Origin of the sequence: Allorhodopirellula solitaria, from assembly GCF_007859855.1 — a bacterium.
GTDB lineage: Bacteria > Planctomycetota > Planctomycetia > Pirellulales > Pirellulaceae > Rhodopirellula > Rhodopirellula solitaria.
This window is the reverse complement of record NZ_SJPK01000007.1, coordinates 35,001-48,276: the sequence shown is the minus strand read 5'-3', so window position 1 is coordinate 48,276 and position 13,276 is coordinate 35,001. Positions and strand designations below refer to the sequence as shown.

Annotated in this window: 14 protein-coding genes, 1 tRNA gene and 1 pseudogene (1 of these 16 running past the window's edge); 7 read left to right on the top strand and 9 right to left on the bottom strand. The window is 58.4% G+C overall.

Features of this window, described 5'->3' with window-relative positions; genetic code table 11:
• Positions 1-90: 90 nt before the first annotated feature.
• Positions 91-405 (top strand): hypothetical protein, encoded by a 315-nt coding sequence (locus tag CA85_RS14625; RefSeq protein ID WP_146392077.1) that lies wholly within the window; start codon positions 91-93, stop codon positions 403-405.
• 345 nt (positions 406-750) lie between these two features.
• Here CA85_RS14625 and CA85_RS14620 read toward each other — a convergent pair whose 3' ends face one another.
• The gene (locus CA85_RS14620) at positions 751-1,284 is read right to left on the bottom strand and encodes a hypothetical protein (protein WP_146392216.1); all 534 of its coding nucleotides are present in this window, start codon (positions 1,282-1,284) and stop codon (positions 751-753) included.
• Positions 1,285-1,502: 218 nt separating this feature from the next.
• Between CA85_RS14620 and CA85_RS14615 the strand changes: the two genes are divergently transcribed.
• A complete protein-coding gene (locus CA85_RS14615) occupies positions 1,503-1,712 on the top strand; it encodes a hypothetical protein (RefSeq protein ID WP_146392076.1) in 210 nt (69 codons plus the stop codon).
• Positions 1,713-1,943: 231 nt separating this feature from the next.
• Here the strand turns inward: CA85_RS14615 and CA85_RS14610 are convergent.
• From CA85_RS14610 to CA85_RS14585, 6 genes and pseudogenes are all read right to left on the bottom strand, one after another.
• Positions 1,944-3,101: pseudogene (locus tag CA85_RS14610) on the bottom strand (YHYH protein); the annotation flags it as partial.
• A gap of 62 nt (positions 3,102-3,163) precedes the next feature.
• Positions 3,164-3,799, bottom strand: a complete 636-nt coding sequence (locus CA85_RS14605) for a hypothetical protein (protein WP_391564874.1) — start codon at positions 3,797-3,799, stop codon at positions 3,164-3,166.
• 104 nt (positions 3,800-3,903) lie between these two features.
• A complete protein-coding gene (locus CA85_RS14600) occupies positions 3,904-4,896 on the bottom strand; it encodes an anti-sigma factor family protein (RefSeq protein ID WP_146392073.1) in 993 nt (330 codons plus the stop codon).
• On the bottom strand, positions 4,893-5,414 hold the full coding sequence (locus CA85_RS14595; protein WP_146392072.1) for a sigma-70 family RNA polymerase sigma factor: 522 nt from the start codon (positions 5,412-5,414) through the stop codon (positions 4,893-4,895). The genes CA85_RS14600 and CA85_RS14595 overlap by 4 nt, the downstream gene beginning before the upstream one ends.
• Positions 5,415-5,653: 239 nt before the next feature.
• Positions 5,654-5,738, bottom strand: a tRNA-Leu gene (locus tag CA85_RS14590).
• Between the two features lie 49 nt (positions 5,739-5,787).
• Positions 5,788-6,483 (bottom strand): phosphoribosylanthranilate isomerase, encoded by a 696-nt coding sequence (locus CA85_RS14585; RefSeq protein WP_186774956.1) that lies wholly within the window; start codon positions 6,481-6,483, stop codon positions 5,788-5,790.
• Between the two features lie 247 nt (positions 6,484-6,730).
• Here CA85_RS14585 and CA85_RS14580 point away from each other — a divergent pair, with 247 nt between their 5' ends.
• Complete coding sequence (locus CA85_RS14580; protein WP_146392071.1) at positions 6,731-7,576, top strand: hypothetical protein; 846 nt, start codon at positions 6,731-6,733, stop codon at positions 7,574-7,576.
• A 159-nt stretch (positions 7,577-7,735) separates the two neighbouring features.
• A complete protein-coding gene (locus CA85_RS14575) occupies positions 7,736-8,539 on the top strand; it encodes a segregation and condensation protein A (protein ID WP_146392070.1) in 804 nt (267 codons plus the stop codon).
• A gap of 5 nt (positions 8,540-8,544) precedes the next feature.
• On the opposite strand, the gene CA85_RS14570 is transcribed toward CA85_RS14575, so the two are convergent.
• On the bottom strand, positions 8,545-9,189 hold the full coding sequence (locus CA85_RS14570) for a hypothetical protein (RefSeq protein WP_246112813.1): 645 nt from the start codon (positions 9,187-9,189) through the stop codon (positions 8,545-8,547).
• Positions 9,190-9,280: 91 nt separating this feature from the next.
• Between CA85_RS14570 and CA85_RS14565 the strand changes: the two genes are divergently transcribed.
• Entirely contained in the window at positions 9,281-10,543 is a 1,263-nt protein-coding gene (locus CA85_RS14565) for a Gfo/Idh/MocA family protein (protein WP_391564864.1), read from the top strand.
• Between the two features lie 193 nt (positions 10,544-10,736).
• Positions 10,737-11,840, top strand: coding sequence for a glycoside hydrolase family 43 protein (locus tag CA85_RS14560; RefSeq protein ID WP_186774955.1), 1,104 nt, complete (start codon positions 10,737-10,739; stop codon positions 11,838-11,840).
• A 20-nt stretch (positions 11,841-11,860) separates the two neighbouring features.
• Here the strand turns inward: CA85_RS14560 and CA85_RS14555 are convergent, their stop codons facing one another.
• Positions 11,861-12,316, bottom strand: coding sequence for a DUF1499 domain-containing protein (locus CA85_RS14555; protein ID WP_246112811.1), 456 nt, complete (start codon positions 12,314-12,316; stop codon positions 11,861-11,863).
• A 37-nt stretch (positions 12,317-12,353) separates the two neighbouring features.
• Between CA85_RS14555 and CA85_RS14550 the strand changes: the two genes are divergently transcribed.
• Positions 12,354-13,276 carry the 5' portion of a replication-associated recombination protein A gene (locus tag CA85_RS14550; RefSeq protein ID WP_146392067.1) on the top strand. 397 nt of this gene lie beyond the right edge of the window, so 923 of the gene's 1,320 nt are visible here — the first part of the coding sequence; its start codon is at positions 12,354-12,356; its stop codon lies beyond the right edge, outside the window.

Below are 13,276 nucleotides of genomic sequence, written 5' to 3'. Positions count from 1 at the left end.
GGGATTGAATTTCAGAATCTGCGATTGCTTGAGTGAGGCTTCCGACGATACCTTTGACATCCATGAGGCTTCCTTTCCTGCGGTGTTAGTTTGAGCACCAACATTTTGCAGGAGGAAGCCTCTTTTCATGAATACCAATCTCGCCGGATCACAGGCGCACTACGCGGATCGCACCCCTACGTTCTCAAAAGCATTCAAGTTACATACTCGGAGGGGTTGCATGAGGCTGCCTACAAGTACCGCAACAATGGTGGGCCAATTCCTTTGTTGGAACACGTGACGTTCCGTGGGCCCAATGGCAACGGTTACAAGGTTCAAGCAGATGTCGAAATGAGCGGCGAAGTCGACGAAATGCTTTTCACACTGTCTCATTTCGGACTCTCTGAACCCTCTGGAAATGAGTAGGTTGAGAGTCAAGCGATTGTAATGCTTCAACGGATCTGAGACTTTTATTAAGTTAGAATTGGCGGCTCACTTACCCCTGGAGCGCTCGGATGAGTCAGTCGAAGAAACGCCGAAAGTGGTCGGCAGCGAAGAAGCTTGCGACTTCTGGGGACATAGCACTTTGTCAACTTAGTTGACGCTGGCTCATGTGGGCGATGCGTTGGTTTCGCCTAACCGACATGCCATTGCGCCCCGCGTGCGACGATTTGGTACGCGGTTGGACGTGGCAAATCGCTCTCGGTGCGCACCCTCCCTTGATCGGTCACCTCCAGCCGATGGCTGCGCAAGCAAGGGTCGGGAGAGCTGCTAATCGGTCGTCGTCAGCAGTTCACGGGCGCGGCGGCGAAGGTGGTAGCGGCGATGCGTTCGATGACAGCGCATCGAGTCCACACATGCAGGACGTCTCGCCACGCAGCAGAACAGACGCCCAAACTCGCTCACCAATTCACACACAGTCGCCCGGTCCAGTCCCAGCCGAACCAGTATCGGTGGGATAGCCGCGGGAGTGCGGCCACGCTTACCGGGCGCGGCCTGCCGGGCCGTCCAGTCCAGCAGTTTCAAATGATCCTCGATCGGCATCGTCACGAACCCTTTGTCGTTACAGCGTTTTCTAGACTCACTCGCACGCGGCTCCAACGGATCAGATTGTTCGTGAATCGATACGGGCGAGAGAAATTCATTGCCGCCCATTGTCGACCGATGGCTCCGCCCGTCGTGAGCCTCCCCGCCGCCGTTGCTGGCATCATCGCCCCCATCGCGCGATACGCAGGCTTCATCGACTAATCCCTCGATCTGTCTCTGCACCGGCGTATGATCACTGCCCTCCAGGGTTTCGGCCATTGCCGCCCCAATTGGATTCAGGTCCACGTAGGCAGCACACGCCAGCAACGAGGCTTCGTCGGCGAGTCGCGTCGCTCGGTGTCGATACTGTCCCCTCACCTAGTTGAATACCCGGAAGTATCCCGTCAGGGATGATAGACAATAGCCGTAGCGCCACCTACGGTGGTTCGTTCGACGTGGAACGTCGACCCCGAAGTGGGTCGCAGATCCCGTCGTGAATGATCTTCCACCCCATTCGGGGTTGGCGTTTGCGTTTGGCGACCTATCCGGTGGTGTTCGCTCCGCTCAAACCACCGGCTATTTTCTTCAACGCCTTCGGCGTAGGAAAACGTGCGGGGGAGATACTGCTCGTCGCCTCGTCCACCACAGAAAAGCTTTCGCAAATTCCGTCACTTATTGATCGTGTGTTGCTAAGCAATCGCTGGTGATCGAGCAGCACCGTCACAGGTGCAGTCGACCGAGAGAAAATGCTGCTTGTCTACCGACGTACTGCTCACCTTGAGATCGGGGATGCTGGTTCGTGACATGGAGGAACGGTCTGCCGGCGGATCGACTCTGCCAGGTCAGCCGCGAGGTGGTGGCGGACCACTGCCTCGCGGACGATCGTCCCGCGGTGGCGGAGGTGGCTGCCGCCGATCACCGCCGCGCGTTTGTTCACGGCGCGGGGTGTACTTCTCCGATGTCCTGCGACCGTTGGTATCGACGAATTCGAAGTTTGCTGAGCCGTCGTCCGCGAGTGTGTAGGAAACGGACCCTTGCCGGCCGTGTACTTCGTAAACGAGGCGATAGCTTCCCGGCTTCGGCTGCGTAAAGCCCGTGATTTTCGCATCGCGCAATGGTCGCAAATCAGGTCGGATCGGTTCGGCTCGCGGTTGCGGATCGACTTGGCCGCCGCGCTCGGTCACTTCACCGTAGAAACCGCCGTTGAGATACGGGTAAGTCTTGGTTGCGTGATAGTGATATTGACCGGCTTCGTCTTGATGGCCGCCCAATGGATCCAGCGGCGCAAAATCGCTCGCCTGTTCGTCTTGATAACCGAAAATGGGATAGCCGTCCAAGGCGTAGGCGATCGGTTGATCTTTGCCAACGGTCTTTTCGAGATGAACAGGTGCGATGTGGTAGTGATAATCATCCGCGCGACCGCAGTGACCGCCGTACTGATCCAATTCACCGAACAACAGTGCGTCGTCGCCACGATTGTTCAGAGGATTGAAGATTGGGACGCCGTTGACCGCCAGTGCGATCGCTCCGCGCAGAAAGTTGTCCTTCGTTGACATGGGCTTCTTCGCGGGAACCGGGTGCAACGGAATCCGCCAAGCGTTGTTACCAAAGTACTTTTGAGGGATCGGAACCTGTTGTTGCCATGATCGGATTCCAATCATCATGGGATGGTCTGGGATTCCGTTGGAGCCGACGTAAAAGAACTCTTCGTCCCAACGCAGTTCCAACACGCTCGAAAACGGTTCGAAGTGTTGTTTGATCAATGGCATGGCGTTTTTTTGCGTCGGCGGTTCGTTTCTGATCGGCGGTTTCTGGACGATCAGCTGTCGTTGACGTTGTTGGTTGAGCCTTTGGATTGCTTCACGCCGACTGGCGATCCACGTCTGGTCTGAATCGATTAGGCGTTCAATTTTCAGGGTGACGAGTCGGTGGTCGTCAAGCCGGATCTGAACGTTCTCATCGGATGCCGTTACAAACCTGCCGTGCAAGTGTGTACCTTCGTCATCGAGAGTCCAGGTCCTCGATCCCTTGGCTTCTGCTGAGCTGCCATGATGATGACCTTCGTGCGCCAGAAGAGCGTTCGGGACCGTCAGCATCGTCGCGATCACCAACGCTGAGCAGTGAAGTCGGTGGGCGACACCATGCGGGCTTTTTATTGTCATCGCTTTCGCCTCTTTGGAGGTGAGTTGGGAACAATGTCATTGAGGTTCGAGAAGTCAGGACGAGCTATTCCATCGGGTGCTTCGGCGACGAAGTGACGAAAGATGACCGTGTTATCGAGTTCGATGTCATCGCTCCAAATGAAGCTCGCACCGTCGAAGTCGTGCTCAAAGAATGGTTCTTTCGGTCCAACTTGCTGTTGTGAGTACTCCTTGGCGTAGCTCCACGATTCGTCATCGAAGTCAGGCTGGTGCCAGTTTTCTGGAACCGGCTGATTACGGACTTTTGGATTCTTGGTATCACGGTCTATTGGTCCGTGGGAAAATGACTTGGCTTTCCAGCTTGCGTTGGTCACCGTGCCATCGCCAAATTTCAAGATGAAACCAGCGTCTCCGATACTGGTATTGGCATACTCCATACCGGTTTCTGGATCGGCGTTGTCCTTGGCCATGACTGCAACTGTCATCGGATACGCGGGAAGGATGTCAACGCTGACAACGTTGTGCGGCATGAACTCAATCGAGTCGACAGCGACATGCTCGCCATTGATGTACAAAGTGAACCAATTGTCGGCGTACACGTTCGCTTTCACTGTGTCGCTGATTTTGGGTTTACCGACGCGAACCGTACGCATTGCTGGGCGGGTCGGAGGTTGGGCGAGTGCTTTCCAGGCTAGATGCGTTGTACCGCAACAAATGGCAAGACCGAGCGCCGGCCAAAGAAGACGTTTCATGCATGTTACTCGTATTCCACGACCCGTTCTTGGCCGTGATGAGAGGAGTGGTCGAAGTAGTCGTCAGGGAATGTTTGTTCTTTGGTGGCGGTCATCGTCAGTGCGATTCGTTGGGGCCCGTACGCCATGTCATCAAAACGCATCTCACGGATCTTGCCACTCGATTCGGCGTACTGGATTTCCACCCTTGCTGCTCCGAGAAACCCGGGTTTCTTGACGGCTAGCATCCGTCGATCGGTTGGATGTTCTTGCCCCGCTGCCCGGTCGGGAGCTTCTTGAGGTAGCAACTCCAAGTCGTAGGCGGTGCGCAGTGCTTCCAACCCGTCGTGCAGATTGTTGATTGGCAGCCGGTCTTCATGGCCTGGGAGATCTCGAGCGAAGCGGGTCAGGTCATCGCTATACCGAATTGGCCCATCGGGTCTCACGGCCCAGCTCGTTTCGCCGTTACTGCCGGTAATGAAAAGCTCGCCGCGCGGTGTCATCCGCTTCAGAACGAACTGGTTCGATCCGCGAACATCGAGCACCGCGCCGTCCAGGGAAGGCTTCGGCGGACGACGACGCTCTGGCGAACCGGGATCTCGGTGTTTCGGAGGGATCACTGCCTCGAGAACTGAAATCAGGAACGTGCGATCCGTCGAATGTTCGTTCGCTTCGATGATCCGATTCAATTCAACGACCGCGGCCGAGGCCGAAGGCGTATCGACGGATTGCCACAAGAGTGAAAAGGCCAGCAGCAGCACGCAGGCGGTCGACGCCAGGGCAAACGAGCGGCGTCGCCACAGACGCGATGGCAGCCGGCTGGCTGCGACCACGGGCGCAGCCTCCTCTTGGGAAGTAGCCAATTCGCTGCGCAGCCGGTCGTGCAGCATCATGGACGAAGCAAACTGCCGGGCGTGCTTGGGATCTGCCTTGATCCACTGGTTCAGCTCGGACTGCTGCTCGGTGGAGAGAGAGTTATCAAGGTATCCGTGAATGAGTTTCTGGTATTTGGGATTCATGGAACACTCGCCTCCAACGATTTGCGTTCAATGCACGCCCTGAGCTGATCTCGAATTCGCTGCAGAGCTTTGGCGACTGAGTTGGCTGTCATGCCCGTTTCCGAGGCGATCGCCGCTGGCTTCATGTCGTCCCGGTACCGCAGACCCAGCAATTTCTTAGCACGACCGTCGAACGATCCAAGGCAGTCTTGAAGGAAATCGAATTTCGCCGATCGTGTTTGTGCTTCTTCATGAAATGCAATGGCAAGGCAGGCGACTGCATCATCATCGAATACCAGCGGATCCCGGCCGCGGCGTCGCCAATACAGACCTACCTGTCGCCGAGCGATTCCGAGCGCCCAGGGGATGAAGGGCGAATTGGAATCGTAGGCATGAAAGGACTCGACAACGGCGACGGCCACATTCTGTAGCACGTCGTCGCGATCGCGGAAATCACGAACCACCGACGAGATGAACGCCGAGACTGCTGGCTGGGCCAGAGTCCATTGTCGGGTCGCTTGCCGGGTTGTCTCGTCCACGAAATTCTCCACAGAAAGAATGCCTCTCGTATTTACTTATCCGAGCGACTCGCTTTATGACAAACATTTTGCGGATTCTGTGAAATTCTTAATTTGTCGGCCAGTGGTTGATCACTCGTTTCGGAGGCCACCGCGATCCATTCAGTATTCAGCCTGTTGCGAAGGCCACGAAAAAAGGGCTCACCGAAATGATCCGGTGAGCCCTTGAAAAGGCAATGAATTGCAGTCGTTTTCTTAAATACGGCCGAGAGGATTCGAACCTCCACGGGATTATCTCCCACTAGGCCCTCAACCTAGCGCGTCTGCCAGTTCCGCCACGGCCGCGTTGGTTCGTGTGGTGCTATTTGGTGCAGCAGGCGAGAGTTTGCGAAAGTTATTGCGATTCGTCAACGCCCCTGGCTTGGCACTGGGCAACGAATTTCTGAATCATCTCCGCCGACTTCTCCCCGCGACTCGATTCCACGCCGCTGGCCACGTCGACCCGGGCTGCCGTACTGGTCTGGCGGGCCCGGGCGACGTTTTCGCAGTCCAGACCGCCTGCCAGGATCCAGCGGGTCGAATCTCCGCCGCCGCCGCGAGCTTGGTTCCAGGCCGCCAGCGAGGGCCAATCGAGTTGCCGGCCACCGCCTCCGTAGGCCGCCCCGGCATCGGCATCCAGGAGCAGCGTGACGGGAAGATCCGCCCAATCGCCGATCGTTTGCTCGATCGCGCCTGGGGTGAGCGGAGTGACGGACAAGCGAATCGCTCGGATCACAGGGATGTTGGATTGCAGCAGCGATTGGGCGAGCTGCGGTGTCTCGTCCCCGTGGAGCTGGACGGCGTCTAGGTTCAGCAAACCAGCGATATCGATGATGGAATCTGCGGTTTCGTTGACAAACAATCCAACTCGGACCAGCCCCGCGGCAGCGGCCTGGTCGTTGACAGCCCGTGCCTTCGTCTCGCGAGGATCCAGGTACCGCACACTCGGGGGGTAGAAATTCAGCCCCACGCAATCGGCACCCGCTGCCGCGCAGGCAGCGACATCGTCGGTCGAACGAATTCCGCAAATTTTGATCTGAAAATCAATCATTTTTTCTTGTCGGCGGTATCCGAATCGTGTAATCGGATCAGGTTTGCTAATCGGCGAACTCAATCCACGCCGATACCAGGAAGGTAGGCAAGCGGCCGGGACCAGATACCCGTTGCGGAATTCATCGATCGTTTCGTATCGGAGAGTCACCGATCGAAAGTCTTGGCGACTTCCGCTGCGAGGTGAACGGTAGCGTTGTCGTTTTCACCGTTGTTTGGTGGTTCTTCCGTGTTGTCGTGGTTTTCAGTTGAAGATTCTAACACGCTCATATCTGATCGACATCGGACTGGTGGGTTTGGCCAGTTTCGCACTCGTTTGTGTGCTCGGGAAGGCCTGCTGGGATACTGGCGAGTCCGCCGACCGGCATTCCTTCACCGTGGAAATCCAGTCGCCTGATCGGCCCAAGGCTACCTACCTCGTCGGGGACACCGGGCAAACGGCGGACCAGCTTCGCGCTGACATCGTCCAGCGAATGATCGGCCGGCGGACGCCCGACGTCGCTTGGATGCAGTGGTATCGGGAGACCGCCCAGCGTTATGCAGCGGCCTGTTCCGCGCCCGCAGCGGGACCGCTCGCCGAGCAGACGGAGACGCCATCGGTTTTCCGCACGGTATCGACGGAGTCGAATTCTCCTCGCAGTGCTGGGGTGGAGGCTGAGTCGTTGTCCCGGTGGCAGGGTTTTTGGACCCATCGCCAAACGAAAGCGGACGCGTGGTTGGCCAATCATGATAAGACCGTGCAAGCTCGGCAGGAGGCCTTGCACGCATCGATCCAAATCTACCCCATGAAATCTTGGTTGCCCTCGGCAGCGGTACAGGCGACGGCGGTGGCCGCTGCGGTGTTGGTGGTGCTGCTGGGGTCGCTGTGGCGATTGCTCAGCCCGCCCCGGTCCTTTCATCTCGATGGCATCGCACCGGCTGATCTTGAGGGGGCGGCAGTGGAAGGGAATCCGGCTGCGATGTGTTTCCGCGAATCGTGGATTCGGGTGCGGCAACCCGCCAATGTGGTGCTCCGCGGGGTCGTTGGCTGGATCATCACGCTGTCGGCGTTGGCAGGGTGTATATCGGTAGCCATCGGCTCTCTGGTATCCTGACGAGAGATCGACCGACTGTTCTGCCACCGGTGATTGTCGTGCTGAGCCGAATGCCGTAAGGCATCGGGTGACGCTTCGGCGTATCAACGTGTCCCATCCAACGGGCATCTCGTTGACGACTCCTTATTCTTCTCATCGGCTTCCACCCACGAACGGGCCATGACCTTTCGCATTGACCTACCTGTTTACCGGGGCCCGATCGACCTGCTTCTGTACTTGGTTCGCCGCCAAGAATTATCCTTATCGGAGATGTCGTTGTCGAAGGTGGTGGGGCAGTACATCGAATACATGGACGTCCTGCAAGAATTGGACTTGGGCGAGGTGGGTGACTTTCTCGATCTTGCCGCCACGCTGGTGGAGATGAAGAGTCAGGCGGTGTTGCCGAAGATCGAGGAGGATGAAGGCGAAGAAGTGATCGAGGACTCGCACGACGAGCTCGTTCACAAGCTGCTCGAGTACAAAGAGATTCGCGATGCCGCCTCGGTGCTCGATGAGATGTCGGCGCGTTGGCAGACGCGTTTTGAGCGGCTCACCGATGACCTGCCCTCGCGGCGAAATGATCCTGCCGATCAACCGATTGTGGAATTAGAGATCTGGGATCTCGTGTCCGCTTTTGGTCGGATCATGCGTGAATCGGCGGGGCCGCCGGCGACGGAGGTGATCTATGACGATACCCCGATCCACGTCTACATGCAGCAAATCCATCATTCGCTCGCCGACCAAGAACGGGTTCAGTTGATCGATTTGATCGAGCCGGGGCAGCACAAGTCAGCGTACATTGGCTGGTTCCTCGCGATGCTCGAATTGACCCGCCATCACGGTGCGGCGGTGGCCGAGAATGAGAATGGGGATATCGAAGTCGTCCGCACTGACCTTTACCGGGCCGAACTGAATGTCAACGAAGTCGACAATTATGCGGCCGACGCGATCGACAAGAGCAACATGCCGATCCGCATGCGGTAGCCTGACTACCGCAGTTTGTCGCGATCGATGACGGGGTTGGCGGCGCCTTGGCTGATCAGGAACAGCACACCCTGTTGGGGTTGGTTGGCTTTCATGGCGTTCTGATTGATCGGCACCCCGTAACAGGCATAGTTTCCCGTCGCGGTATCGAGCACGTAGACCACCGACCTGCCGATGGGACGATTACTTGCCGAGAGGAAGTCCGAAGTTCCGGTTACCATCACGTAGCTACCGCCTTTGGCTTCCATGCCGAGTGCGTCGGCCACATTGATGCTGTAGTTGGCCATGAAACGCCCCACCCGGGGATACAGAACGGAGCACTGTAGGAGGCCGGAGTTGTGGTCGAGCACAAACAGACCTTCGTTCGTTTCAGCGAGCGGCCCGGTACACATCGAAAACTTTTCGCTCGAGACCGCCGCGGTCGCATTGGCAATAGGCAGCCCCTGCCAGGGCGTTTCGGACGTCGCCGAGGCTTGCCGCGAGTGGCTGGCGGCGCCCGCGAAGTACGCCGCCACAAGGAGGGCCACCGACGTGGTCGCGACCAGGGCGGCAGCGAAGAATCGTTGGCGGTGGGGCGATTGCCAGATCGCACAGCAGGTGTTCCGTTGGGGATCGGCGATCGAGGTCGTTTCGAGGGGGTTGTTGTGCATCGCAGGACCGCTTGATAGGAGGTGAGGCAGGTGATGGGAGTGCCGTCAAGGCAACAAAATGGCCACCGAAAATCGCTGCCTGACTCCATGATTGTACCGATTGGCCGAGAACTTTACGATTGCAGAATTCACTTTTCCATTCCCACCGAGAGTTGACATGGCATTGAATCCTCCACTGAATCGCAAGCTACGCATGGGGCTCGTCGGTGGCGGTCCCGGATCGTTGATCGGCCCGGTACACGGCATTGCCGCCGAGTTTGAGCACCGCTGCACGATGGTGGCCGGGGCGTTCTCGAGCAATCCCGAGCGGAGCAGGCAGGCCGCACCGAGCTATGGAGTCGACGAGTCGCGGACCTACGGCAGCTACGAAGCCTTGCTCGATGGCGAGTCCCGTTTGCCCGAAGGCGAGCGGATTGACTTCCTCAGCATCGCGACCCCCAACCACACTCATTTCGAGATCGCCAAGGCAGCGGTCGAAGCGGGGTTCAATGTGGTCTGCGACAAACCGCTGACCCTCGATCTGGCGGAAGCCGAAGCTTTGCTGGAAACCGTTGAGAATTCGGACGTGGTCTTTGCCCTGACCCATAACTACACGGGCTATCCGATGATTCGCCAAGCCCGTGAGATGATCCAGGCTGGCGAATTCGGCAAGATCAACGCGACTCGGTGCCAGTACATCCAAGGCTGGCTCGCCGACACGAGCGAAGACGACAACGGCACGCTCGCCGCTTGGCGAACGGACCCCGCCAAGAGCGGCGCCGCGGGCACCTTCGGCGATATCGCAACCCACGCCTTCCAGCTCGGTCGGTACGTGACCGGGGCGTTACCGGAATCGGTCAGTTGTCACCTCAAGACGTTCGTGCCCGGCCGGCAGTTGGATGATTACGGGACCGCTGTGATTCGCTATCAAGAGGGAGCCCTGGGGATCGTCACCGCATCGCAGGTCACGCACGGCCGCGAGAATGATCTCGAACTCGAGGTCGACGGCACGCTGGGGTCCTTGAAATGGCGCCAGGAATCGCCCAATGAGCTGGTGGTGAGGCGAAAGGGGCAACCGCATCAAATCTACACGCGCAGCCCCGGGACCGGCACGATGACCCCGCTCGCCGAAGCGTCGAGTCGATTGCCCGCCGGGCACCCCGAAGGTTTTTACGAGGCGTTCGCCAACCTCTACAACGCCGTCTTTGATGACATCGCGCGGCGGGCCAGTGGATCGCCCTTCGAACGCCGGGATACCGTTTATCCAAACGTCTACGATGGCGTCGAAGGGATGATGTTCATTGAGCAGTGTGTCGCCAGCAGCGAAAGTGACGCAGCTTGGATGCCGCTGAGCTATCCGGCCGCACGCCAGTAAATAGCTGAGGGCCAGTCACCGATGTCGCGATCAGATCGCCAGTCGGCTTGACCGGCGGGGATCCATGTTTTGAGATGAGAAGAAATACCGACTGGCGGTTCCACGGGAGCAGCTCAAGAAGCTAGGATTACCGGTGCCTCGGTCACGCCGAATCCAAATGCTGTCGCTGGGGACCGCCTTGAGGAGCCCCGTCATGTCAAATTGTGCCCCATTCGCTACTTCACTATTGGCAGCTTGGGTCGCCCTCGCCGGGCTGCCCAGCCTAGCCGATGACATCGCAGCGGATGCGTCCGAGGCGATCCAGCGAAACGAACAATCGTCCGCCGATACGTTCACTAACCCGCTGTTGCCCAGTGGTCCGGATCCGTGGACGATCTATCACGAAGGGATGTTTTACTACATCCGATCCGCCGGGGGTGGGATCGTTCTGATGCGAACGCCCGATATCACGCAACTGCGCAGGGCTGAAAAACAGGTGATTTGGAAGGCGCCGCCAGGCACAGATCATTCCAAAGAGATCTGGGCTCCTGAGATTCACTACTTGCGTGGGAAGTGGTACGTGTACGTCGCCGCCGATGATGGCCAGAACGCGAATCACCGGATGTTTGTCCTCGAGAACGCGGCCGAGGACCCGTTCACCGGCTCCTTTGAAGTCAAATCCAAACTCAAAACCGATGCCGAAGACAACTGGGCCATCGACGGCAGCGTGTTCGAACACGCCGGTGAGCTGTACTTCGTTTGGTCGGGGTGGGCCGAGCCGCCCACCGACAGTGAGACCCAGAACATTTACATCGCTCGCATGGCCGATCCCTGGACCATCGATTCCGAGCGGGTTTTGCTCAGCACGCCCGAGCTTCCCTGGGAACGGCATTGGGAGGGGCTGTCCCGCGCGGTGTATGTCAACGAAGGCCCGCAGATATTGGTCCATGGCAGCAAAATGCACATCGTTTATTCCGCCAGTGGATGTTGGACGCCCGACTATGCTTTGGGATTACTGACCGCAGACGCCACGGCGGACCCTATGAATCCCGACGCGTGGACGAAGTCTCCACAGCCTGTTTTCCAACAGTCACCCGAGCGAGGTGTCTACGGGACCGGACACAACTGTTTCTTCAAGAGCCCCGACGGTCGCGAGGATTGGATTCTCTATCATGCCAATGACAACCCTGAGGACGGGTGTGGCAACAAACGTTCCCCCCGTGCCCAACCTTTTCGCTGGAGCGACGAGGACATGCCCATTTTCGGGAAACCCGTCGCCACGTCGACGCCGTTGAAGAAGCCCTCAGGCACCCCGTAGCTTTGCAGGACACTTCGTTCCTATCGAACTGCCTCGCCTAGAATCCCTGCACGCAGTGCCTTGAGGTTGCGTGGGTTCTGACCGAGATCGCCTTTGCCGACCCGCGATTGGCTGGCGGCGTCGACCCGGGTGCGGGGCGGTTCACCAGCCGCGACTTCCTGCGGCGTGAGCTCGACCCAGATATCATCGACGAAGCGAAACACGGGCGTCGTGCGCGTCAGGTGCAGTCGTTGGGGAGGGGCCGCTGATTCATCGAGCACGATCTGCCAAGCGGTTTGATCGTCGACCCAATTTTGAATTCGTTCAGCGATGGTCCGCGTATCCCCATCGACGTCCAGGGGCCGCAGGGCTGGATCGGGATTAGTCATCGACAAATGGGCGTGGTTGGTGCTCCAATCACGGCTCCAGTCATCGATCATCCAGACCAATCGTCCGGTGACCGCGACACCGATCGTGATCGCTACGTAGCTCCACATTTTTCTCTTTTGCCTCATGGGCACTCCGGTGAACATCATGGATTTGTTTGCACAGCAAGAAGCCGATCATCTGTTCGCTGCCCAGCCGCTGGCGGCTCGCATGCGCCCGCAAACGCTCGACGAATTCGCTGGTCAGCATCATATCCTAGGTCCGGGGAAATTGCTGCAGCGGCTGATCGCCAGCGGCCGGATTGGATCGATCATCCTGCACGGGCCGCCCGGCTGTGGGAAGACGACCCTGGCGAGATTGATCGCTGCGGAAACCGATGCCAAGCTGATCTCGCTCAATGCTATCAACAGCGGCGTGAAAGAGGTGCGGGAGGTTTTGAAGGATGCGACCAACGAGGTGGCAGCTGGTGGCAAACGTCCGATCCTCTTTATCGATGAGATCCATCGCTTCAATAAATCGCAACAGGATGCCCTGCTCGCTGACGTCGAAACGGGCGTGATCGCCTTGATTGGAGCGACGACGAGCAACCCGCACTTTGCCGTTAACGGAGCATTGATCAGCCGTAGTCAGGTTTTTGCGCTCGAGTCGCTCGGCCCCGACCAGCTCGCTGAGTTGCTGCGGCGGGCCCTCGGCGATGCCCAGCGGGGACTGGGCGGACGCGGCGTGGAGGTGAGTGATGAAGCGATTGATTTTCTTGCCACGGCCACCGATGGGGACGCCCGGCGGGCGCTCGCCGCCCTCGAAGTGGCGGTGGAAAGTGTCGTCGCCGAAGGTGGCCCCGTGGACCGGGAGGTGGCGATGGAATCGTTGACCAACCGGGTCGGCGGGTACGATGCTACCGGTGACGACCACTACGATCTCGCGAGCGCACTGATCAAGAGTATCCGCGGTAGCGATGTCGACGCGGCCATCTATTGGCTAGCCCGCATGCTCGAGGGCGGCGAAGATATTCGGTTCCTGTGTCGCCGCTTGGTAATCTTGGCCAGCGAGGATGTGGGCAATGCTGATCC